Here is a 24,043-nt window from a genome sequence, read left to right on the forward strand (position 1 = left end):
GGAAGCACTGCGGCAATACTACCCTAAAGACGTTTGCATCTACAAATGCAATTTACGCTGAGGTTGCGTGACAGCTAATGCTCCTGTTTTAAATACACTCACGGAATCTTGCAATTGCTGCGTTACGTCTACAGTTTGTTCTAAAGACAAAGACACAATACGTGATGAATTAGCCGTGCGTTCTGAAGCTTGAGCAATTTCTTGCATAAGAATAGCTACAGCTTGAGAGGTTCTCGCTTGAGATACTGTTGCTTGCGAAATTGATTGAACTAATTGGTCAATTTGGTAGGAGATTTCCATAATTCTTTCTAAACTTTGTTTGGTATCCTTCACAAGCTGAACGCTCTCAACAACGCGAGTTGTTCCAAATTCTATTGCTTGCACAACTTCATTGGTTTCTGCTTTGATGTTTTGAGCGATCGCCTCAATCTCTTGGGTAGCTTCAGCTGATTGGATTGCCAATTTACTGATTTCTTGAGCTACGGCTCCAAAACCCTGACTTTCATCATTAGTCCGAGAAGCTTCAATACTGGCATTGATAGACAGTAAGTTTGTTTGCATGGCGATTTGCTCGATCAAGGTGACTGCTTTGGAAATTTGTTGCGATGATTCACCAAAATGCTTCACTTTTTCTGCTGTTTCTGTCACTGCTTGTCGCAAATCTAAAATACTACACACAGTTAGTTCCATTGCTTGTCCTGCAGCAACAGCAGTATCTGAGGCTACACGAGCAACTTCTGTCGCTTGGTTGGCACTATCTGCAACCGCTTGAATAGATTGGTTCATTTGCTCGATTTCATCCAAAGTTCGAGTAATTTCTTCAGCTTGTTCGAGTGCTTCATCTGCTAAGTTACGAATTGCTTTGGAATTTTCTCCCACAAAGTAAGTGACCTGTAAGGCTGCTTGCTTAACCCGCGTGACCGTGTCTCGCAAACTTTCAATAATGGTATTGAAAAAATCAGAGACAATTCCAATTTCACCAGTTGTGATTTCAGCCCGAACTGTCAGATCTCCTTTAACCACTTCTTCAACATGACTGATGAATTCTAATAAATTCTGTTGGAGAATTTCTTTACTCAACCTGAGTTCTTCTTCCGCCCACTTGCGTTGAGTAATGTCAGTTTGTATACCAATGAAATTTATAATTCGTCCGGACTTATCTTTTACCGGCGAGATAGTCACTTCATTCCAGAAGGGAGTCCCGTCTTTACGGTAATTTTGAACAATCACCTGACATTCATGCCCTAATCTTATTGCTTCGCGTATTTGCTCGACCGACATTGGATCGGTTCCCGGTCCTTGCAAAAAGCGACAGTTCCGACCGATAACTTCCTGCTGTGAATAGCCTGTCATGCTTTCAAAAGCAGGATTGCAAAAAATCATGGGATTGTCAGGTTGGCGCGGATCGGTAATGACTATAGCATTGCTTGCATCGGCGATAGCGCGATCGCGCAGTCTCAAAACTTCCTGTGCTTGCTCTAGTTCGTGGAGCAGATAGGCTTGTTCTAAAGCAATACCAACTTGAGTTGCCAATTGTTGGAACAAATCAATTTCAGGTTGTTGCCAATTCCGGAATTCAGAACATTGATGACCGCACATCAAACCCAATAACTCATTATTGGTAATAATAGGAGCAACTATATTTGACTTAATTTGAAAACCTTTTAAAATTTCTTGGTGACAATCTGTAAAACCTGCGTCGTAAATGTTATTAATTGCTCGGACTCGACCATTTTTGTACATATCTATGTACTCTTTACGGAATGGGTCATTCACAGTCTGCCCTAAAAGTTTTACCCATTCAGATGTTGTTGCTTCAGCAACAATCGTACCTGTCCAGTCTGGATTAAAGCGATAAATAACCACTCGATCTATCATCAGTGCTTGTTGGACTTCAAAGACAGAAGTTTTTAACACGTCATCAACGTTCAGGGATTGTCGAATGCGGAGAGCTATATTTGTGAAGAGTTGGGAGCGCAAAGTTTCCGCTTCTTGCTGTTGTAGGAGCATCCCTTGTTGAGCGAGTAGTTTTTGGTCTACGTAAGAAGTCAAGATAGTAAAACCAAGAATGACAAGTGTAGCTATGCCGATGCTGAGCGCCAACCAGTTGAAGGAAATATTCATCTCTTCAGTGGCTACTGTATTGACAGCCTTTGTTGAGTGAAAAGAAGCAGCAGCCATTCCCGTGTAGTGCATTCCCGCGATCGCACTTCCCATAATCAGCGCACTCAAAACTTTCGGCAACCGACTGCCTTTGCTAGTTCGTCCTCCTAGCTCAGAGACAATCCACAGCGCTGTTATTGATGCACCAATTGCGATCGCGACAGAAAGTGCAAACAAAACAGGATTGTAGTGAGTGCTTGCATCTATTTCCATTGCTGCCATTCCAATGTAGTGCATAGCAGCAATACCAATGCCCATTAACACCCCACCAACAAGCAATTGCTGCTTGCTTAAAGTCTGACGACTCGTAAGAAAAAGCGCTCCGCCACAAGCAACAATCGCAGGTAACACAGAGACGATTACAGTAGATACGTCATAGACCATTGGTATGGGCAACCTAAAAGCTAGCATGGCAACAAAATGCATCGACCAGATACCAGTACCCATAACAACAGCACCACCAATCAACCAAACCAGTCTGGCTTGTGCTTGAGTTGTTCTCACTCGCCTAGCAAGATCTAGAGCAGTATATGAAGCAAAAACTGCTATGACAATTGAAAGTAAGACAAGGCGAAGGTCGTAAGTGCTATTGATTATGACATCTGCCAGAAGCATCTAAATAAACCTCAATCTAATAGTTGACTGTTAACTGCTGAATGCTAAGTGTTAACAAAGAAAAAAGTCTGGTAGATGCTGGAAACTCTTATACTTGTAATAATGGTAGATGTAATAATCTTCAGTGCTTTACAGGTGAAACGGTAGAATGATTTCCATAATATAAAGTTTCACTTTCAGCATCTGTCTTAAGTTAGATAAATTAAACTCCATTTCCGCAAAAATGTAAAGTTTTTTGCCAATACTTCAATAAATTTTTATGCTTACTATAGGAACTATTGGAAATTACACTTGATGGTCGAGCCTTTGGATCACTATTTCAATACGAGAATTCTTTTGCCTTGCAATGTCTCGAGTGAAACAATCAAATTTCGTATTTGATACAATCGGTTGGGATTTTCCATAACCCTGCGTAGTAACCATAGATACATCTAAGAGACCTTTCTTGCTTAACCACTGTTGTACGGCTACAGCTCTCTGTTCTGAAAGTTGAAAATTCTCTTTGCTACTACCTCTAAAATCGGTATGTCCCAAAATTTGCAACCAACTACCCGAATACCGATTGTCGATCGCTTGGCTAACTTGATTCAAAGCTTTCTCTGCTTTGGCTGCCATTTGATGCTCACCGCATTTAAATAACAGACGAGTTGGTATCGTAATTATAGTTAAGTGCTTATTTGCCTGCACTTGAATTTGTGGCAGTGTAATTTCTGAAAGCTTAACTACTGGATAGACATCACGAGGAAACCTCACAATAGGAACTTGTTGTTGGGGAAGTTCTACTGATAATGCCTGCACCTCTTGTGCTTGAGATTGTTGATAGCCGATCAAACTACCCTCAGAATTTATAGTAGTGGAGTGTAGAAAATTTCCAGCAACAATGCTTGCGGCGATAGAAACCAAGCAATTCTTGAAACAAGGTGAGTACATTTAGCCTGGAGACGAAATGAATTCTTAAGACTTTTTACAATCTACAATAATTTCACGAGACAACATAACGCTTCTATCGCAAGCGAGATTGGCAAAAATGTTATTGCCTATACTAAATTCTTCGATGACTCTAAATTAAGGTAATGTCCGCTAACTATTAACCCCTAACGCAACTTAGTTCCACAACTCTTACAAAATTTTGCATCTACATCATGAAAAAGAAGACCGCAACCAGAACAAGTTGTTTCCACCTGGTTGGCTGTTTTAAACAATCGCTTAATCAAATCGCCCACTTGCCAGGGAATCAGAGCAACACCAGTTAAAATCATCAATACAGTTAGCAGACGCCCTAATTCAGAAACAGGAGTCACGTCACCAAAACCAACAGTTGTCATGGTGACAACAGAAAAATAAAAAGCATCCAAAAAAGTCACAAAAACTTTTGAATTTACGGGATGTTCTACTTGATAAATCAATCCAGAGTATACAAAAATAATCGCAAATAGAGTAAATAATATACGTGCAAAAATTACACCATCTTCAGTATCAATACTAAATAAAAACTTTTTATCTATAAACCTAATTAATCTTAAAATCCGAAACCATCTTAGCAGCCGGATAAAGCGAATATCTACCGTTCCTATAAGAAAAGGCAAGATTGCCATTAAGTCAATAATTGCGTATGGACTAAAAATATACTTAACCTTATTTTCTGCACTCCAAAAGCGGAGTACATATTCTATTGCAAAAACGAACAAGATGACGGTGTCTATTGCATCTAGATTAAATCGAACAATCTCAGGAATATCATATGTTTCCGCTACAAAAATTCCTGACGATAGTAAAACCAATCCGGCAATAGTAAGATTCACAGCTTTGCCTACTGGTGTTTCCAAATCTTTCAAGTAAAATGCTGTTTTTTCTCTACTCAATAGCATATTATACGCTAGTTACCCTTAACAAATAATTCGATATATGTAGCAATCCTATTTGAGAGCCGAACAAGGAGGACAAGGGAGAGATTTTTGTAACTCCTACACGGACAGCTATAGGAATCATAAATGATTGATGAAAATTCTTAAGTACTGTGGGGTAGGCAATGACAAACCTAGCTATATTTTACAAATTAAATAGGAATCATATCGAAAAAACACGCCTGCGATGTTCGCAATCGCTGCTATACAACCCCCATTCCGCCTACGCCGACAAATAAATAGCCTGCTTCCGCAGGCTTTGTTTGTGTAGTCCCAGAATTTTATTCTGAGGGCAATTTGACAAAACGAGATGCTCCCTATAGTTTTTTGCAATTCTCTCTTTCTTCTCTTTAAGCTATAGTAAGCTTTTGCCGTTATTGAAGTTGTCATAAATAAGATAGAATTGTCATAGCAATCCTATCTTATCGATCGCAATTGAAAATGTCCATCCTCGGCAGATGGAATGGAACCAGCATTTCATTTGGAACGAAGATAGAATAGGACTTAAAACCCTGTGAGGTTTCATGAAATCAATTGAGGAACTAACAGAAGAACTCCTAGCACTCCCTAGCGCATCCAGGGCGTTATTAGCAGAAAAGCTAGTTGAAAGCTTGGAGTTTGATACTGAACCAACAATCCAAGCAGCATGGATGACTGAAGCAAAAAAACGATGTTCAGAAATTCGCTCTGGTTCTGTGCAACCAATTCCAGGGGAAGAGGCTCTTGCTACTGTAAGACGGTTGCTAGAGCCATCTCAAATTTTTAGTGCTTAGCTCGACTTATGAGTCCGATTACATTTTTTCTAGTTAATCTTCGTGTGTTTTAATTTTTTATTTATCCTCTCGATTAACAAATTCTTTAAATAAAATAAAAAATTTCTCAAAAGCTTTGACATCATCATCAGAATACAGTAGTATTATTTTTTCCCATGATTGATTGACTTCAATCATAGCTTTCCACTTGATCCAGTCTGGAAATTTTTCAAATTCTTGTTCTTGTTCTGTTTTAGGTAATTGAAGTTCTCGTCTAGCAATATTATATCCCCGCAAAAAAGCATACAGAGCAATGAGAGAACGCCTGCCCAAATAAAAAATCGGCTCTTTTTGTATTTTGTTTATAACATCGTATAAATCAACCATTTTTTCTTTTCTTTATTGTTTATTATCAATATTTTGATTTTGAAAATTATTTTTTTGAGCAAAAAACTCATCAGATAATTCAAAAAAATTATCTAGAGCATCTCTTTCATCTTCTGAATAGAAAAGTATTACACTAGCCCAAGAACGGTTTTTTCCTGCATCGTATTTATTACGAATCCATCTAATCAAATTGTCAAATTCTTTAAAATTTTCCATGTAATATGGCATTTCTAGATGACGCATCATATAATAATATCCAAAGAAGAAAGCTTCTAGATGAAATATTGAATGCTTTCCTAAACGAACAGTTGGATGTTGTTTTATTGTTTGTAATGTCTTGTATAAATCTTCCATATTTATTTACCAGAGTTTAATTTCAAATTATGCTGTCAGCTAGAAAAAGTATTTTCCATCGTCCTAATTCTAATTATACGTTTCATTAACCCTTGATAATATTCAGCATCGATAGTGATACCAGTGACATCAGCAGAGCGCAGAAAGTAGCTGATAAGTCAAGCAAGCGTCTTGGAATTAGCAATTACGGAGTACAGCCGTATCGTACTTCCATATCTCCGTCTTCTAATGTACTTTTTATCACTTGATTTGTGCCACTTTGCGGTTCGGCGATTGTAATAGTAGACTCATTCTCACTCGCTCCGGATGGTTCGTTCATGGGTAGACGCCGCTATTCTGCTTTATCTCACCCCCTATTTTCCCTTAACCGAGCAGTATTGCATTCGGGATAGGTAGCGCTCGTTATGTAAATTACTATAAGTATCTTTAAATAAGAGTGTCAGTTTTCTAATTTTCTATAGCTCCAGCTTTGAGAAGAAGTTGAATAATTTCACTATTTCCACCTTGTTGAGCCAATGACAAAGCAGTTTGTCCAGCTAGATTTTTAATATTAATATCTGCTCCAGCTTTGAGCAAAATTTCAACTATCTGGATGTTATCAGATTTTACAGCTTCCATTAAGGCTGTCCAATTATCATTGTTGGTCGCATTAACATCAGCACCTGCTTCGATTAAAATATGAATCACTTCAATCTGTCTTGTTGTATCTTTTTTTAAGTATTTTACTGTAGAAAGTCCATCAATAGCTTTTACTAATGCAGTTCGACTCTTGTTTTCATTTTTATTGTTAACGTTTGCTCCAGCTTTGATTAAAGCTTTAACTACTGATATATGACCCCAAAAAGAAGCAATATTGAGAGCCATCACATTTTCACAGCTAATGGCATTGACATTAACTCCTTCATCTATTGCTTTGTTGACAGCATTAAGATTGCCCATTGCTGCTGCTTCAATAAAAGCCTCAGTAAATTTATCATTCGCTCTTTGGCGGTAGATTAAGCCTTCAGCTAGAAGTTGCTCCGCTTCTTGTCTCAATTCTGCATCTGTTAGAGGTGCAAGGTAGTCGTAAATTTCCCGCCATCCTTGATTTGCAGCATTCCATAAAGCGAAATATCCACCATTAGTAACTGCATTTACATTTGCTCCGGCATCAACTAACATCCGGACAACATTAAAATTTCCACAGTGTGCTGCATCCATTATTGCAGTCTCACCATCGTTTTTTAAACTTTGATTAACATTGATTCCTACCCCAACTAATTCTTTTAATATATTAATATCATTTTTATTTAAAGCATAGTTGAGAGCCTGCCTCAGGAGATATTTATTACTAGAAATAGTTGATGCTCCTGCTTTAAGTAACAGGCGCACAATTTCTACATGGTGATAATCAACGGCTGTTTTTAACAGAGTATCACCATATTTATACTTGAACTCTAAATCGATCCCAGTATTAAGAATTGCTATAGTCTTTTCAATTTTTCCAGCTTTTACTGCTTCATATATTTCTGTTTGTTTTTGTTTTTTTTCATCCATTTCTTTATGTAATAAAGTCCAAAAACTACTCGGTTAGATGTTTTTATATTGTCAACTTTATCTTTAGATTAGAGTATTAATCGACAAGATTGACAAATATTAAAATGACTGATTTACTTAGAGCCTTTGCTTGAGCTTGAGCTAGTTTTGCTGCAATATCTACATCAGACGTAGTCTCTCCTCGATTTAAACGTTTATATGTTATGTTTGGTCATAATCATAATTTTCCGTTTCACCTGCTTCAGTAACAATATCAAGTTGATAGCCTGCTATGTAATTGAAAGTGCGATCGCGTAGCGGCTCTGAAAGAGCGAGAGACCGGATCTAATGAGTACGTCAGGGGCTCGCCATCAACATCTGCGGCTATGACATCATAAGCATACGCACTACCAGGAGTAGCTGTTAACACAGGAGTTGAGCGAATCACTAGCGCATTGTGCGCTCGTGCTGTCAGAGTAAAGCCCTGTGCCGCACCCAAGCCACCATCATCAACGGCTCCGACAAAGATTTTATAGTTCCCAGCCACCGGATTACTCCAACTCAGCAAACCAGTTGTTGCATCGATAGTGATAATTTCCAGAGGCTACTTTAAGATAACCTTTGGCTATTTTGTGGCAACAGTTGGCAACCAAATTCGCTCCAAAAATGACCCCACGCCAACCATTCACCCCATCACTAGGGCAACCACTAGGCTACTCTTGGGCAACTTGAGGCTACTTCACTGCAACAGTCCTCTCCTCGCTCTCGATAGCACTGAAAAATCGCTCTTATCCATACAGGACATTAGAGAATTCGCTAACAGTACCTTGTCTCCCTTTAATTATGCTGTCTGAGCGCCAGGACGACCGTTCTCAACAACGAAGGAAGCAAAAGTATAGATAGGTGCATCCGAACGGCTCACTGTGGTTACAAAACGCAAATCTGTGTGCCAGCGTTGGTGGTTGAGGTTGACTCGGAAATAGCCACGGCGATCGCCATCGAAAAACTTAATGTGTGGGTTCTCTGGAATCATCGGACCGTAGTAGGGTCCGTAAACAATGCGATCGCCGTTGCTGGTTAAAGAGGGGGTAACAAACTCTGTAGCTACAGTAGGTGAGTTTTGGTCTTTGAAATTCAGTTTGAGGTCGCTAACGAAGGTAGAATGCCAATCACCCGTGATGACAACTGGATTGCTGATGTTCCGTTCTGTAATATGGCTGAGGACACGTTGCCTTGCAAGAGGGTAACCATCCCAAGAGTCATTCCAAAAGATTTCACCCTCCCCAATTTTGTGATCCAATTCTGCCATCAGCACTTGCTGAGCAATGATATTCCAGCGTGTTTGAGAACGATTCAAACCATTGAGGAGCCAGCGTTCTTGTCTGTCGCCAGTCATCGTTTTGGCTGGGTCTAGTGCTGCGGAGCAACGCTGTGTCTCACCATCACCGCAGGGTTGATCGCTACGGTATTGTCGGGTATCGAGTACGCTAAACTCAGCTAAATTTCCAAAGGTTAACCGCCGATAAAGGAGCATATCCGCTCCTTGGGGTACAGAGAAGCGACGTAGTGGTTGATGTTCGTAATAAGCTTGATAAGCTGCTGTTCTTCTTTGAAGGAAATCTTCGATGGGATCGTTCTTTTCCGATAAAGCATTAGTATAATCATTATCTACTTCATGGTCATCCCAAGTCACGACAAAAGGGAACAAGGCGTGACACAACTGCAAGTCTGGGTCAGTTTTATACAGAGCGTAACGGAGGCGATACTGTTCTAATGTTGTTGTCTCTTGCTGAAATTGCTCTGGCAAAGAGGCATTGCGGACACTACCAGGACTGATGCCATACTCGTAAATGTAGTCACCCAAGTGAAAGACTAAATCTAAATCTTCTTGAGCTAGGTTGCGGTAAGCAGAATAAAAACCGTCTTCCCATTTTTGGCAAGTCACGAAGGCAAAATTTAGCTCGTTGAGGAAATCCCCTGGAACGGGTGCAGTGCGGGTGCGCCCAATTTGGCTCTCTTCCTTACCTACACGAAATTGATACCAGTACCAGCGATTGGGTTCCAGCCCCATCACCTCAACATGAACGGAGTGAGCAAACTCTGGAATTGCTATTGCCGTACCGCTGCGGACAACTTGTTGCATCTTTTCATCAGTTGCAACCAGCCACTGCACGGGAACGTTTTGCTTTGGCATTCCACCTCCTTCAATCAAAGGCTCTGGTGCAAGCCTCGTCCACAGAACCACGCTCTTGGGCAATGGATCTCCTGATGCAACACCCAAACTAAATGGATATGTAGAAAATTTTGGTTGAGCATTAACTTTTCTGGGAAACTGATTGGCGATCGCAAACCCAGTTACAGTTCCAGCACCAATCAAAAACTGCCGACGTCTCATTGCGCTTGATAGCAGTTGCTCAACATTAAATCGCTGCATAAACTTTGCTCCTCATCTGTGTTTCCAGTTGACGCAACTTCCGTGCCGAGCAACTGATACCAATAACCACCAGTTTTTCTTAATCTTGCAAAGCTGAATTTAGCTTTACAAAATAAACTTATCAACGAAATCTTAAATGGGAGCCAAGCGATCGTTAAAGCCTGTTTAACAGCCTACTTCTTTCGTAAACATACAAGCAACAACTTTTGTCAAGTTTATTTAATATAATTTAATATATTTTTGAAGAAGAGACATTGCTAATTTAATACTTTACAATTTTTAATCTTTGGAGGGTTTACGCAGTATGGGTTTCAAACTTCTGGCATTCATTTCCCAGGCTGCCGTTCTTTCTTGTGCAAGTCTTTCCCTTTCTTCTTGTTTGGCTTTTTCCTTAATTTTTAAGTATTCCTTAATATGATTTGGTAGTTTTTGATCGAAACCGAAGTAATCTGCATACGCAATTAAATCGGTATCGGATAGTTCTCCATAGAATGCCCGCATTTTGCTTTGAAATTGAGGATCGAGAGCGATTAGCTGACGGCGAAAACTCAAATAACCTTGCCAATCTCTAGCAACAATCGTGAGTTTCATGGCTTCCAACAATTCTTGTTCAGTCATGTGACACTTTTAAGGAATTTGGGGGAATTACGACAGTATAAAGCTCTCTAGGGAGAAAGTTAAGGTTATGGCATATTAACAGACATTACAATTGGAATTACGATGGGAGCAAAGATAAAGATAACAACTCGCCAAAGAATGTTTTTGTCTAATTTATAAATTTGTGTCTTTTGATAAAGCGGAGGCAAAAACAAAAGCGCCCAAATGATGAAAGTCGTTGCGATCGCCGGAGTCTCAAAGTTAGCAAGTGCCAACATACCCCAGAAACTTGCCACAGCCCAGCAAATATTACGTAATAATTGATACATATTGTTATCTCATAAGCACCTTGCCTATGATTCCCAGTGCGAGAAGAAAGTTCCACAACAATTCAAAAACTTCCCAGCAGAGAGTCACTTTAAACTTGGAAGGCTTAACATCCGTTAAGCGCTCCCTGTTCCCTTCTTCGATGAACTACTCAAACACAGGTAAATTAGAATACTTTTGATTTTCTAAGAAAAAGGTTAAGTTTTCTCAATCTCCCTGCGGACATTCTTCCCACAAAGTTGTAATTTCCCGCAAACTTTGGTGAGTCCCATCACCCAAAATGAGATGGTCGAGTAAAGGAATGCCCAATAAGTTTGCCCCAACGAGTAACTGACGGGTTAATTCAATATCTGCTTGACTGGGTTCAAGATTTCCCGATGGGTGATTGTGAGCTACAATCAGCCGAGTGGCTCCTTGCTTGATCGTCTCTTTGAAAATTTCCCTCGGTGGAGCTAAAGTTTCTGTTGCAGTGCCAATTGTAATCACTTGCGTTCCTAACAAACGGTTTTTCACATCCAACAGAACAACAGCAAATTTCTCTTGATTTTGCCACATGAGGTCTTGACTGAGGGCTGCAGCCGCCACTGCTGGATTATCAACAACCGTCTTTTCGCCAGGACGAGATAGAAATGCTCTTTTACCCAACTCAATAGCTGCCACAATAGTTGCTGCTTTCGCAGCTTTTATACCATGAATTTGCATTAACTCTGAGGCGCTGACATCTCGCAAAATTGTTAAAGGCTCATCCTCACGCTGGTGTTTCCCAAGTTCGTTCAAAATATACTGCCCCAAACCCACAGCCGAAAGTTTTCCGGCTCCTTGACCGGTACCCAGCAAAATTGCTATCAACTCGGCTGTAGCCAAAACTTTAGGGCCATATGTCAACAATCGCTCGCGTGGGCGTTCGGTCAGGGGCATATCAGCAATTCTAAGGCTATAAGTCATAGGAGAGAGCAGGAGATAAGAATGATACATTCACTTATTCCTGAAAATCTCTGGTAACCTTTGAAACTAATTCTTTTTTGAAAAATTATTTAATATTTGCCTGTACCTCGATAGAAATCGACTTTTCGCCGTTCCTCTTTAATAGTGAATTTGCGTAGCTTTCAGCATATGATAGGTAATTAGTAACTGAGTGATAGCAAGCGGGTTGCTTTGAATGGTTTCTCCTGTCGTACCTGCAACTTTGCCCAATTCCGGATTTCCTTCGCGATCGCATATGTTTTTGAGATGGGGCATATCAGAGCAAAGAATCTGTTCGAGCTTATTCACCTGCTCTAAAGTGGCATGACCATCAACTTCCAAAACATCCACAGGTTTACCCATATCTCTATCCAATCCCAGCCGAATTGCAGATTCCGTGCCATCACCAGAATTGATAATTTGGGTAAAATCAGGGTGCGGAATGGTAGGACGGAGTACCAGACGGACATTCAAATGCCCATTTGCTTGATCTACCTCATCATGAGGCGGGTAGAAACTCACCACGATATCAGACCATTGTCTCTGCGGACGAATAAAATCTTCTGAATCTGGTTCGCGTTTTCTGAGTTCTTCAAGAACTTGTTCTTCTGTATAACCTCGCTTCTGAGTGTCTCGCTTCACTTTCCATGAAGCACGCACAGATTCGGGAGGTGCAAGGTAAACTTTTACATCATAACTGTCACGGGCAATACGAGTGGAATAACCTAATAACCCTTCTATGATGACAAACTTATTTGGCTTAATATATACAGGAGGTTCAAAAGTTCCTGTTTTGTGACTGTAGACAGGTTTGAGAATTGGCTGTCCGATCCGCAACTGCGACAAGTGCTGCTGCATAATATCCAGATGGTTACACTCAGGGTGCAATGCAGTAATACCAATCTCAGCACGCTGTTTGCGATCGTATTTATGATAATCGTCCGTACAGATAACCGTGACATTCTCCGGTCCGAGAACTTGAGCAATCCCCTTAGTCAATGTGGTCTTACCAGCGGCACTGTCGCCAACAATACCAAGTATTATAGGACGGCTCATAATTCCCTCTCACTCATACAGTAAAGCGTATTTTTAGATTGTATGTTAATTTACCAATTTTTGATAAATGTTGAAATAAATATAGTAACTCGATTGAAGTAAGACTTACACATCATCCCCTTTTTTAAGAGGTTCAAGATCTCTACAAAGTGTGAAATCCACAAAATATTGTTAAAGTTACGTAAGTCCTATGACTGTCAGATACTTGTCTTTAGAAACCGGGTTTTTATGCCTTAAGTTGCCTATATTGAGCTACGTATTGAATGACAAACAAACACACGCGATCGCAACTCTTTTTGTCACAAAACGTTAACAAAAATCTTCAAAAATCAAATATTTTGTATTGAATAAATATTTATGTAGAGACACCCCATGAAGCGTCTTAACTGGGATTCAGGTAACGAATTATTAACTTTTAAAGCTTCTAATAAATTTTTATTACCTAACTTAATAAAAATAGTCATTAGTTCTTGAAAATACAAAACCACTTAACAAATAACCAATGACCAATGACCTAGAGCGCCGGTACAGTAATCACTATTTCGAGTTAGGATGAAGGGGCTGACACGAGAGTTGTGTAGTGCCCAATGATGTGAAGTTGTGTAACGTATTTCTCATTAAAGAGTAGTAGGTTTAAACAAATGCAACCAACCTTGTGGCACCCGCCAGTGGAGTTATCAGACACAGAGCAGGCGAGCCTCACTGCGTGAGGAGCTACGCTAACGTGAACCGGATCAAACGCGCCAAACTGTTTATTTTCTTGCGGCAAGTGCGTCACCAATTATTTGATGATGAATTTCAAACAGAGTTGGCAAAAATTTATGATGATAGTCCCAAAGGTCATCCGCCAATACCACCTGCACTCCTAGCCTTAGCAACAATTCTGCAAGCCTATACTAGAGCCAGTGATGACGAAACAATAGAGTTGTTGTTGATGGACAAACGTTGGCAGTTGGTATTGAATTGTCTCGAGTGTGAAGAACCACCGTTTAGTAAGCCAACGCTAGTTCGGTTTCGTACTCGACTGATAAAGCGGCGATTAGATCGAAGGTTAATTGAACGCACGGTGGAATTAGCAAAACAGACAGGTGGTTTTGGGTCAAAAAATTTGCGGGGGGCGTTGGATTCATCACCATTGTGGGGAGGGGCGAAAGTAGAAGATACTTACAATTTGTTGGGTCATGCTCTTAAGAAGGCAATGAGCGTGATAGCCCGCCAGCAGGGGGGGGAGCTGACGGCGATAGCGACTGAATTAGGAGCAGAATTTATTAGTGGTTCGAGTGTAAAAGCGGCACTCGATATAAACTGGGACAATCCAGAAGAACGCATAGAAGCGTTGTCCAGGTTGCTTATGGCTCTGCAAGCAATAGAAACTTGGTTCGAGCAAAATCATCCACTAAGTGTAACCAGTAGTGTAGAACAGAATCTGAAAGTGGCGCGACAGATTCAATCTCAGGATGTGGAAGTGACAGCAAATGGGACACCGCAACTACGACAAGGGGTAGCCAAAAATAGACGAGTGAGCGTCGAAGACCCAACAATGCGTCATGGACGTAAAAGTCGCAATCAAAGGTTTGATGGTTATAAACGTCACGTGCTCACGGATTTAGATACTGGAATTGTGCGGGCTGTGGGTTTGACTCCAGCTAATGTTCCAGAAGCTTGGGTAAGTGACGCCATTAGCAATGACCTTAAAGCCCAAGACGTGACACTGGTGGAGTTGCAGATTGACCGCGCTTATCTAAGTAGCAAATTAGTTCGTCACCGAACCGAAGAGTTAAAAATTTACTGCAAAGCTTGGGCAGTCAGGAATCGTGATGGGCGCTTTCCCAAAACATCATTTGTCTTAGATTGGGAGGAACAACAAATCACCTGTCCGAATCAAATTACCCTCCCATTTAAGCTAGGAGCAAAGGTACAGTTTCCCAAATCAGCTTGCGCGAACTGTCCTCTACAAGCAGGTTGTACGACAAACCCATATGGGCGAACTGTTTCTATTCATCCAGAAGAGCAATTACTACAAGAATTACGGCAACGTCAATTAACTAGGCTAGGGCGGGCAAAACTTCGTGAGCGCGTAGCAGTTGAGCATTCTTTGGCACACTTGGGACATTGGCAAAGCAATCGTGCTCGTTATGTTGGTTTACGCAAGAACTTGTTTGACCTGCGGCGCACTGCCGTAGTTCACAATCTTCATGTTTGGGCACGCCTAGTAGAGCAAGTTAATGCCGGACAATGCAACGTTTGAAACAATGGCAGTTGTTCACACCCCAGAGAATCGAGCACCAGTTACCAAAGTTTACCCATTAAACATCTCCAGAAATTAATTAATGCATTACCCAAAGGTCTTAGTAGGGGTGCAATGCCTTGCGCTCCTACCAAGACTTTCGGGAGATGTCTATTCGGGTAGACGCCGAGATACGTATCTCGGCGTCTACCCTATTTATAACAACTCAATTGCTTCCTAGTTACTAGCTTCGTATTTGCTCACAAAATGGTTACCACTTACTAGTAACGCAGGTGTTACTAGGGGTTAATATGCAGGAACTATTATCATAAATTTTTGCCAACTCTGTTTGAAATTGATCATCAAATAATTGGTGACGCACTTGCCGCAAGAAAATAAACAGTTTGGCGTGTGTGATCCGGTTCACGTTAGCGTAGCTCCTCACGCAGTGAGGCTCGCCTGCTACGTGTCTGATAACTCTACTAGCGGGTGCCACAAGGTTGGTTGCATTTGTTTAAACCTACTACTCTTTAATGAGAAATACGTTACACAACTTCACATCATTGAGCACTATACAACTCTCGTGTCAGCCCCTTTGGTCATCCTAACTCGAAATAGTGATTACTGTACCGGCGCTCTAGTTAACAAGATTGGCGAGCATAATGACAATCAAAATAATTTAGAGCCTTGCCAGTGGACTCAAAATTACGAATAGTATTCAGTGGTGTGCCCTGCCTGTTAGATTGACGCTCCCATACCTTTAAGTAGTAGCTCTTATTATCTGTTGTACGCCAAATTTCATAACTGTAATTACCACCGGAACCGTTAATGGTCATTGAATCAGCAATTGCCGTAGAGGAAACAGTGAGTAGAGCAAATATAGTAAAAAACGTCACTTGAATTTTACGATATATCATTGGTAGATGTTAGAAAGAACACTTCATTGATAACCTTTTTCGAGAAGAAAACAGTAAAGTTATCATTGGGCAAAAGTAAAGAGATATTATGTTCTTGCTGAATTTAAAGAAAATTTCACCAATAATATTCGTAATATTACTGAATTTAAGGAATGGCTTCCTTTGATTAATTTTATTTCTTTGTGTCCTCTGTGTCTGGGATAAAGTACACTCAACACTTTTTATCGTAGTTACGCAGAAGCTGACCGCACTACAATAACAGTCTGTGGGCTATTGCGCGAGATAGTGGCAGGAATATTGCCATGTACAACTTGCTGCAATAATCCTTCACGAGAAGCTCCTAAAACGATCGCATCAGTATCATTATGTTTGGCAAACTCTAATATGGCATCTGCAACTGATGTGCCACGGACTGAAGCTATTTTTACAACGCCATTAACGTGTTGTTCGAGGAAATCAGCAGCTTTTTTGAGAGATGTTGTGTTTAAATTGGTTTCATCTGGCTGAAATACCTGGCATAAGTTGATGATTGGCATTTTATTCAGTGAAGTGAGCGCTGGGAGCAATGCGATCGCCCCTTGGGCGTTAGGACCGCCTGCCATTGGCACAAGCCAGCGTTCAAAATGCCTCTGGTCTTTAAGTTTCACCAACACCACTTCACAAGCAGCTTGTCGGATGACTGTATCCACAACGCGACTAAAAACTCGTCCTGGTGTCGCTGTGCTGCCTTTCCAACCCATCAATACCAAGTTAATATAACGATCTTTAATAGTTTGCATTATGGCTTGAGATACGTCATGAGCAACCCGTATCTGGATATGGACGGGTACGTTCCATGCTTGCCCCAATCGCATGGCTTGACGCAAAAGGCGTTGACCCATTCTCATACTTACCCGAGCGTCGGCAAGAGACTGGTGACGGGGTACAAGAATTATATGCAGACATTCGATTTCATAATGGCGATCGCGAGCAATAGCTACTGCCATTTGCAACAGCGTTTCTGCTGTTTTAGGATTGAACAACGGTACCAATATACGTCCCTGTCCTGTTTCTGGAACGCGAATGCGGTAAATCACTTGAGACGGTTCTGCTTTGGGTCCACTTAAATTTTCGCTGGTGTTGAGATATGCAGCTTCTACCCGAATAATATCACTGCGGGTAATAATACCTACCAAGCGACGTCCTTCCACAACCGGTAAATTACTCAGGTTGTAGCGATCGAGCAAATGCACGACATGGGCAAGGGTATCTTTGGGATAAGTCGTAATAGGCTCTTGAGTCATCACTTCTGCAACAAAGTGTTCCCCGTAATCATTGCTGCTTAAGCCTCTTTGGGCGAGATTGGCAACATCCTTTTGCGTTAAGATACCAACTAATTTGCCCTCCTCTAAGACTGGAAAGCCACGGTGAGAAGATTGGGAAAACGCCTGTAATGCCTCATCCAGTCTCATGCGGCCCGAAAGAGTTTCTACACGGGGTTGCATAACATCAGCCGCCGTTAGTTCCATCCACGGTCCTTGGGAGGTGCCTTCTTTAGAAAGATGAATGCCCTTAAATTCCAGCAATTTATCATACAGTGACCCGGCTTCCAAAAGTTCTGCCACTAAATAGGCTGTTACTGAAACAATCATCAACGGCAATACCAAATTGAAGTCGGTAGTCATCTCAAATACAATAACTACTGCCGTAATTGGGACTCGTGCAACTCCACAAAAGAATGCACCCATTCCCACCCGTGCATAAGTTGTCGCCAAACTCAGCCCCAGCCAGTGATGTTCCCAAATCCCAACTAAATAACCCAAAGCTGCTCCTAATGCAAGAGAGGGAACAAGTAATCCCGCAGGCGCACCGGAACCGTAGGTGAAGACGATCAGCAAAAACTGAATGCAGAATACTAGAGCGACTAATAACCAGTTTGCGTCACCTGCTAACAACAGTTCTCGCAACCCAGCGTTGTCTCGAAACACTGGAGGAAGTGCAACGAGTGCAAAACCAGTCACCAATCCAGCCAATCCAATTCGCCAAGGTAGGCTAATTTTCAGAAAGCGACCGTAAAAACTCAGGCTGGCAAGAATACCTCGATTAAACAACACACCTCCCAACCCTGCTAGAATTCCCAGGAGTAAATAAAATGGAATCTCTGGGGCAAAGAAGCTCGTGTTGGGTGTCACTAAATGCAAATCTAAATCGAGACTGTGAGTTCCTAAAATTCGAGCAATGACAGCAGCAATAAATGAAGCTAGAATAGCCGTTCCCAAGGTGATGCCAGAAATATCTTGCAAGAGTTCTTCCACCACAAACAAGACTCCAGCAATGGGAGCATCGAAGGCAGCAGCTAGTCCTGCTCCTGCTCCTGCTGCAATCAACTGGCGACGATGATTGGGGGAAGTAGGAAACCAGCGACTGAACTGATTGGCTAAGGCTGCCCCAATTTGCACTGTTGGTCCTTCCCGCCCCAAAGGTATCCCGGTTGCCAAAACTAACGTTGCACTCACAAGTTTTACGAATGCAATTTTAAGATTAAGAGGCATCGGCACCCTCGCCAGAACTGCCTTGACTTCTGACATGCCACTGCCTGCAGCAGATGGGGCAATGCGTTCTACCAGCCAACCTGCCAGAAATCCTCCTCCCAAACCAATCGTCGGCAGTAAATAGTAAGCGGGCAGTAAGTGAGATGCACTTTGTCTCCATCCACCCAGCCATCCTACACCTTGCCCTAACAAGACTGCTGCTAGTCCAGAAGCTAAACCAATCAAGCAAGCTTCAAAAATAGCAAGGCGTTTAGGTCGTATTAGCAGTCGGGATAAACGTTTCCAAAAAATCTGCCCAATGCGTACCATATTTAGTTGGAATTTAAAAACCGATATAACTCTCTTAATTAAAGCATAGCAATGAGTCAGGTTTAGCAAGCGAGCGAAGTACCAAGGGAAACTATAAAATCACTGATGCTGATTTTGACACTTGTGAATAAACATTTGGCGATTGCCACGGTAACTGATGATGATTAAACCAACTATCTACTAAGATACCTAAAACAAACAGCAGTAAAAACATCAAAAGTTCTGGTCGCCCGAGCTTATAGGATGAGCGCTCGCTAAAGTTGGAGCAAGATTCATCTAAGCTTTCTTCATTATGATATCGTCTCATAAAAACCTTTACTTTTTTGTAGTTAACTTACCAACCAATACAATCTTTGATGAATGACATAGAGATAGTTTGTAGTAAAACCTAACAGAAACTATCTCTTAATTACATTGTAGAGGTAGAAAAGTGAAATAAAAATGAAACAACAGTATCTCTTTAGATAGAAATCAGGCTGACAGATTGAATAAAAACTCCTGTTCAAAACGCGCTCCCTCCATCTTCTCCCAGACCCTACAGTACATACATAAGTCTGAAGTAGCTATATACCCAGGTTTCAGGCTAAATTTTACCCCACCCCAACCATTTGATTGAAGGATTTAAGGATAACGTCGAGCAGAGCCTATACTTTTACCGCGACTTCTTTAGAGTGCAAATTGGTACTTGTCATATATAAATGAAATCCGCATGAAACGCCAGTATTGCATAAGTCATAAATATTTCTTATTGCTATTGATAGACGCATACTCATCTCTACCTTTATAAGGTAAGTCTAAAGGCAATTATGTCTGCAATTTAGTAAGTAGAGAGGGAGAAACCTTGGCTATACAACAACTAACCCTGAATCAAGTTAACCAAGAAATGCAGCAGTGCATTCAAAACTGCTTAGATTGCCATAGTATTTGCTTGAATACCGTAACTTACTGCTTACAAAAGGGCGGTAATCATACAGAACAAGCTCATATTAGGCTATTGCTTGATTGCGCTGAAATTTGTGAAACAAGTGCTAATTTTATGCTGCGAACTTCTGAACTTCATACCCGTACTTGTGGCGTTTGTGCAGAGGTGTGTGAGCGGTGCGCTCAAGATTGCGATCGCATGGGTGATGATGCTCAAATGAAAGCTTGCGCTGATATGTGCCGTCGCTGTGCTGAATCTTGTCGGCAAATGTCAATGGCAACTGTATAAGTCACTAGAAACGCCGGCTACTGTAATCCGGTAGCCAGCAAGTGCGATCGACGCTGATGTAAAGGCACTGACAATCTGAGCCGTGTTCAAAAAAGAAGGTATTTATCGATATGGGCTCCGTTCTCTTTCCTCTCTCTGTATATAGGAGTGAGCAGTTTCCAGAATGCGATCGCTGTTACTAGCTTGGGCTAAAGTTTCATTGCCAGCAGATACAACAACAAAACCAAAACCTACCTTGGCACAGATATCTAAAACTGCGTAGCACAAGGTTTCCCAGCCAACGCTAATGACGTGAAACCCTTCAGCACCGAGAATCCAAACAATCGGATAGCAAATCCACAAGAGGATGAGTATATTTCGTAGGGTTTGGAACAAACTGTTTATCCTGCCATTTCGGCTCTTAGCACTAGCAGAATATTCAGTCAAAAGAGAGCCTAAGATAGCTAAGAAAGCACCTGAACTGATTATCCACCACAGATAGTTGTAAGGCGGAGCCTCAAGAGTCGCTACTAAGCCAGTGAGAATCATGAAAATATCTGCTCCCATCACGCCTGCAATCAATTTAGGGCGCAATCCGGCAATAACACCGATTTCTAGTAAGAGCAATGGAGTTGTAACGGCCCAGTCTACGTAACGTCCCCAGTAAACTGTTTGACCATTGATGGGCGTTACTGTTTCGCCTAGAATCATTGTTAGGTAGAGCGCTGCAGCCCAAAGCGTAATGAAAAAGCTTTCGAGGGGAAATTCCATCCCTTCCTTACGTCGCATGGCTATTGCTTTTAAGCCAAAATAAATACAGCCAATAACCATGCCAATAAAGGCAATCCACAGCCAAAATTGAGTCATATTATTACCAATCAAAGATTTCTTGTGACAACTATGTTACTGATAGTTCTAAAATTAGTTTATAAAATGGCTGTAGCTATTGCTTCCTACTATTGAGATAACAAGTATTCATAACTTAAGACGCAAAAAAATTTCATAAAAATTTCATTTTTATATGAATCAAAAAATTCTGCCAAGCGATCGCCCGAGAATTCATACTATAGAAATAGATGACTAACTTTTGCTAACTTGACAGCGATACCTTAAGCAAGTTTCTATAAATATGGAACGCAATACCATTTTTCATCAGACTCGGTTGCAACTAGCCGCTTGGTATACTCTCGTTATGAGTAGTATTTTAGGGATATCTGGTTTGGGTGTTTATACTGTGGTTGCCCATGCTTACCATAAAAGCATAGACCAAGGACTGCAATCCGTAGCAAAGGTACTCCATAAAAGTATTGAAACCGCTTGGCAGCAACCCGGACATTTACAGCAACTTGCTAAAGAACTTTCCTTACAAGTGTGTATGACTCCAACAACCTGTTTGCCTAAAACAACTATTATTAAACAACCAATAGCAGAAGCAGCTAACCAAGTTAATTACTATATACGCTTATTGAATCGTTCGGGAACACTGTTTGCAAGCGCAGGTATACAATTTGAGAAGTTACCCCTTACCTCATCATCACAGCATTGGCAAATCCTAACAGATTCTTCTGGCACTCGATACCGTCAAATCACTTTACCTTTGTATACTCAAAACCAGCTTTCGGGTTATCTACAAGTGGCACGAAGCCTCACCGATCTAGACCAAAATCTTGCTTATTTGAGATTAACTTTGATTTTAGGGTTACCAGTTTCCATGATTTTCGTTGCTTTGTCTAGTTGGTGGTTGGCGGGAAGGGCAATACAACCCGTGTATCATTCCTATCAACAAATGCAACAATTTACTGCTGATGCTGCCCATGAGTTTCGCACGCCTTTAGCAGCAATGCACTCCACCATTGAAGCTGCTATAAAGTTACAGCAAGAGCCAAAATCAAATAGTGGAATTTTAGATGTACTGAAACGCCAAAACCGTCGCCTATCGCAATTGGTGGGTGATTTACTGCTGTTGACTAGGATAGATCAAAGACAACTAATAGAAAAATATCAGCCTTGCTGTTTGAATGATTTAATTAGCGATTTAATTGAGGAATTAGCATTTTTGGCAGTAGAGACTCAGGTTATTCTCTCCAAACAGGTACAAGTGTCAAAAAAACTGTACGTTATCGGCAATGAAGAACAACTGTATCGTTTAATTTCTAACTTAATTGTTAATGCAATTCAATCCACACCTAGCGGCGGAAAAGTTACTGTTTTTTTGGAAGAAAGCGAGTTTTACGCCCTTGTTAAAGTTCAAGATACAGGAGTTGGTATTGCGCCAGAAAATCAACAGCGAATTTTCGATCGCTTCTATCGAGTTGACAGCGATCGCTCCCGCACAAATGGTGGTTCGGGTTTAGGCTTAGCGATTGCTCAGGCAATTGTCCAAGCACACAAAGGCAGTATTCACGTTCAAAGTCAATTAGGACGGGGTAGTACATTTACGGTTCACCTACCTTTTTAACTTTGTACCGACAACAAGTTAAGTTAACAATAGAGCAGTAGAGTTACTCCGTACTGGAGATGGATAGCACTGATGTTGAAGACTAGTTTGTAATTCTGTTCTTGTCCTTTAAGTGAAGTATGAAAAGAGAGACATCACGAGATTGGCTTAATTTGTTCTTGCCCTTAGCACTCATCATAGGGCTAGTTCTGCTGTTAAGTTTGAACGTGGAAGCTAGGGGAGAAACTCGGGAAACGAATCCTGTGGAGATATGGCTCAAGCGCAAAGCATCGCAAGAGATCGGGTATACAACAGCCATCAGAAGAGGAAATTAGCAAACTTGCTTGAAAATTACGGCTTCAGCTATGCAGATATCAGTGTTTCTCTCTTAAGTAGAATTAAAATTTCATATTTGTTTCACTTTTTTATGAAAATGTAGTTAAATAAAGCTTTTATTGTTAAGTTGACTATGCGGCTGATATTAGTTGAGGATGAAGCAGATTTAGGTGCAGCAATAAAACAAGTTCTGAGTCATGAGGCGTATGTAGTTGACTGGTTTTTAGATGGGACTCAGGCATGGCAGTATCTAGAAACTGGCTGGACTGAATATACCCTAGCGATTTTTGATTGGATGCTACCTGGAGTTTCGGGGGTAGATCTGTGTAAATGGTTGCGTTCGCGTCATCTAACTCTACCTATATTGATGCTAACTGCTAAAGACCGGATGGAAGAAAAGATTATTGGTTTAGATAGTGGTGCAGATGACTATTTGGTGAAACCGTTTGATATGGCAGAACTGTTGGCAAGATTGCGGGCATTGCAACGGCGAGCTTCTTACGTAGGAACAATGCTTACGTCTCAACATCAACCCCGACGTTTACAAGTAGGTTGCTTAACTCTTAATTATAGCACTCATGAACTGACTCGTCACTACAGTCATAGTGAAAAGCAAGTATTTTCCTTAACTGTTAAGGAATTCCAATTGTTGGAATATTTCATGCGGCATCCTAACCAAATTATCAGCCGCGACCAAATAATTAATCAGCTTTGGGAAATTGGTGCAGAACCAGTTAGCAATGTAGTAGCAGCACAAATTCGCTTATTGAGACGCAAATTAGGAGAAGAAGAGAGTGAATCTTTAATAGAAACTATCTATGGTGCGGGCTATCGCTTGAATATTCATACTATAGAAACAGGCAACTGATTCTTGCTAGCTTGACAGCAACACTTTGAGGCAAGGTTCTATTTTCTGTGTTACGAAAGAGAAGTTGACTTCTGGTATCTTTGAAAATACTTAACTTTTCTACATCGACAACGAAAGCGGTAACCTATATAAATACTTGTAGTTAACTTTGTGATGCAATGC

The 24,043-nt window shown here is 41.0% G+C and carries 23 protein-coding genes and 1 pseudogene; 7 read left to right on the plus strand and 17 right to left on the minus strand.

All coding sequences use genetic code 11. The annotated features are described in order from the left end of the window. Nucleotides 1-39 precede the first annotated feature (39 nt). The 3 genes from AB0756_RS14540 to AB0756_RS14550 form a co-directional block, all read right to left on the minus strand. Nucleotides 40-2,778: an MHYT domain-containing protein gene (locus AB0756_RS14540; RefSeq protein ID WP_050046222.1), complete on the minus strand. Its 2,739-nt coding sequence runs from the start codon at nt 2,776-2,778 to the stop codon at nt 40-42. A 285-nt stretch (nt 2,779-3,063) separates the two neighbouring features. Then, nucleotides 3,064-3,681, minus strand: a complete 618-nt coding sequence (locus tag AB0756_RS14545; protein ID WP_162002261.1) for an OmpA family protein — start codon at nt 3,679-3,681, stop codon at nt 3,064-3,066. Between the two features lie 191 nt (nt 3,682-3,872). Next, nucleotides 3,873-4,646: an ion transporter gene (locus AB0756_RS14550; protein WP_038090057.1), complete on the minus strand. Its 774-nt coding sequence runs from the start codon at nt 4,644-4,646 to the stop codon at nt 3,873-3,875. Between the two features lie 560 nt (nt 4,647-5,206). Between AB0756_RS14550 and AB0756_RS14555 the strand changes: the two genes are divergently transcribed. Beyond that, entirely contained in the window at nt 5,207-5,455 is a 249-nt protein-coding gene (locus AB0756_RS14555; protein WP_038090060.1) for an addiction module protein, read from the plus strand. Between the two features lie 57 nt (nt 5,456-5,512). On the opposite strand, the gene AB0756_RS14560 is transcribed toward AB0756_RS14555, so the two are convergent. The 10 genes from AB0756_RS14560 to AB0756_RS14605 form a co-directional block, all read right to left on the minus strand. Beyond that, the gene (locus tag AB0756_RS14560; protein WP_038090063.1) at nt 5,513-5,821 is read right to left on the minus strand and encodes a hypothetical protein; all 309 of its coding nucleotides are present in this window, start codon (nt 5,819-5,821) and stop codon (nt 5,513-5,515) included. A gap of 12 nt (nt 5,822-5,833) precedes the next feature. After that, nucleotides 5,834-6,175: a hypothetical protein gene (locus AB0756_RS14565; RefSeq protein WP_038090066.1), complete on the minus strand. Its 342-nt coding sequence runs from the start codon at nt 6,173-6,175 to the stop codon at nt 5,834-5,836. Between the two features lie 184 nt (nt 6,176-6,359). After that, nucleotides 6,360-6,494 (minus strand): hypothetical protein, encoded by a 135-nt coding sequence (locus AB0756_RS14570; RefSeq protein WP_272900286.1) that lies wholly within the window; start codon nt 6,492-6,494, stop codon nt 6,360-6,362. Nucleotides 6,495-6,622: 128 nt separating this feature from the next. Then, complete coding sequence (locus AB0756_RS14575; protein ID WP_050046219.1) at nt 6,623-7,711, minus strand: ankyrin repeat domain-containing protein; 1,089 nt, start codon at nt 7,709-7,711, stop codon at nt 6,623-6,625. 253 nt (nt 7,712-7,964) lie between these two features. Further along, nucleotides 7,965-8,237 carry a hypothetical protein gene (locus AB0756_RS14580; RefSeq protein WP_167844885.1) on the minus strand — a complete coding sequence of 91 codons (273 nt, stop codon included), beginning with the start codon at nt 8,235-8,237 and terminating at the stop codon, nt 7,965-7,967. 294 nt (nt 8,238-8,531) lie between these two features. Beyond that, nucleotides 8,532-10,124, minus strand: a complete 1,593-nt coding sequence (locus AB0756_RS14585; RefSeq protein ID WP_050046217.1) for an alkaline phosphatase D family protein — start codon at nt 10,122-10,124, stop codon at nt 8,532-8,534. Between the two features lie 279 nt (nt 10,125-10,403). Next, complete coding sequence (locus AB0756_RS14590; RefSeq protein WP_038090069.1) at nt 10,404-10,742, minus strand: hypothetical protein; 339 nt, start codon at nt 10,740-10,742, stop codon at nt 10,404-10,406. 65 nt (nt 10,743-10,807) lie between these two features. Continuing rightward, complete coding sequence (locus AB0756_RS14595) at nt 10,808-11,050, minus strand: hypothetical protein (RefSeq protein WP_038090072.1); 243 nt, start codon at nt 11,048-11,050, stop codon at nt 10,808-10,810. Nucleotides 11,051-11,255: 205 nt separating this feature from the next. Continuing rightward, entirely contained in the window at nt 11,256-11,993 is a 738-nt protein-coding gene (gene radC / locus AB0756_RS14600) for a RadC family protein (RefSeq protein ID WP_038090076.1), read from the minus strand. A 138-nt stretch (nt 11,994-12,131) separates the two neighbouring features. After that, a complete protein-coding gene (locus AB0756_RS14605) occupies nt 12,132-13,067 on the minus strand; it encodes a phosphoribulokinase (protein WP_038090079.1) in 936 nt (311 codons plus the stop codon). 190 nt (nt 13,068-13,257) lie between these two features. Here AB0756_RS14605 and AB0756_RS14610 point away from each other — a divergent pair, with 190 nt between their 5' ends. Together AB0756_RS14610 and AB0756_RS14615 are read left to right on the plus strand one after the other, a co-directional pair. After that, nucleotides 13,258-13,380 (plus strand): hypothetical protein, encoded by a 123-nt coding sequence (locus tag AB0756_RS14610; RefSeq protein ID WP_272900285.1) that lies wholly within the window; start codon nt 13,258-13,260, stop codon nt 13,378-13,380. Between the two features lie 328 nt (nt 13,381-13,708). Continuing rightward, nucleotides 13,709-15,315 (plus strand): annotated as a pseudogene (locus AB0756_RS14615) (IS1182 family transposase). A 620-nt stretch (nt 15,316-15,935) separates the two neighbouring features. Here AB0756_RS14615 and AB0756_RS14620 read toward each other — a convergent pair. The 3 genes from AB0756_RS14620 to AB0756_RS14630 all read right to left on the minus strand — a co-directional run bounded on the left by AB0756_RS14620 (nt 15,936) and on the right by AB0756_RS14630 (nt 19,358). Beyond that, complete coding sequence (locus AB0756_RS14620; RefSeq protein WP_050046216.1) at nt 15,936-16,211, minus strand: hypothetical protein; 276 nt, start codon at nt 16,209-16,211, stop codon at nt 15,936-15,938. 230 nt (nt 16,212-16,441) lie between these two features. Further along, the gene (locus tag AB0756_RS14625) at nt 16,442-19,051 is read right to left on the minus strand and encodes a chloride channel protein (protein WP_038090081.1); all 2,610 of its coding nucleotides are present in this window, start codon (nt 19,049-19,051) and stop codon (nt 16,442-16,444) included. A 91-nt stretch (nt 19,052-19,142) separates the two neighbouring features. Beyond that, nucleotides 19,143-19,358, minus strand: a complete 216-nt coding sequence (locus AB0756_RS14630; protein WP_050046215.1) for a hypothetical protein — start codon at nt 19,356-19,358, stop codon at nt 19,143-19,145. Between the two features lie 534 nt (nt 19,359-19,892). Between AB0756_RS14630 and AB0756_RS14635 the strand changes: the two genes are divergently transcribed. Beyond that, complete coding sequence (locus tag AB0756_RS14635; RefSeq protein WP_050046214.1) at nt 19,893-20,261, plus strand: four-helix bundle copper-binding protein; 369 nt, start codon at nt 19,893-19,895, stop codon at nt 20,259-20,261. A gap of 102 nt (nt 20,262-20,363) precedes the next feature. Here the strand turns inward: AB0756_RS14635 and AB0756_RS14640 are convergent, their stop codons facing one another. Then, nucleotides 20,364-21,107 (minus strand): bacteriorhodopsin, encoded by a 744-nt coding sequence (locus tag AB0756_RS14640; RefSeq protein WP_050046213.1) that lies wholly within the window; start codon nt 21,105-21,107, stop codon nt 20,364-20,366. A 262-nt stretch (nt 21,108-21,369) separates the two neighbouring features. Between AB0756_RS14640 and rppB the strand changes: the two genes are divergently transcribed. The 3 genes from rppB (at nt 21,370) to rppA (ending at nt 23,881) form a co-directional block, all read left to right on the plus strand. Then, complete coding sequence (gene rppB / locus AB0756_RS14645) at nt 21,370-22,698, plus strand: two-component system sensor histidine kinase RppB (protein ID WP_038090084.1); 1,329 nt, start codon at nt 21,370-21,372, stop codon at nt 22,696-22,698. Between the two features lie 119 nt (nt 22,699-22,817). Beyond that, nucleotides 22,818-23,012, plus strand: a complete 195-nt coding sequence (locus AB0756_RS14650; RefSeq protein WP_050046212.1) for a hypothetical protein — start codon at nt 22,818-22,820, stop codon at nt 23,010-23,012. Between the two features lie 134 nt (nt 23,013-23,146). After that, entirely contained in the window at nt 23,147-23,881 is a 735-nt protein-coding gene (rppA, locus tag AB0756_RS14655) for a two-component system response regulator RppA (protein WP_038090087.1), read from the plus strand. The last annotated feature ends 162 nt before the right edge of the window (nt 23,882-24,043 follow it).

It is taken from the genome of Tolypothrix campylonemoides VB511288_2 (genome assembly GCF_045999855.1).
GTDB classification, from domain to species: Bacteria; Cyanobacteriota; Cyanobacteriia; order Cyanobacteriales; family Nostocaceae; genus Scytonema; species Scytonema bouteillei_A.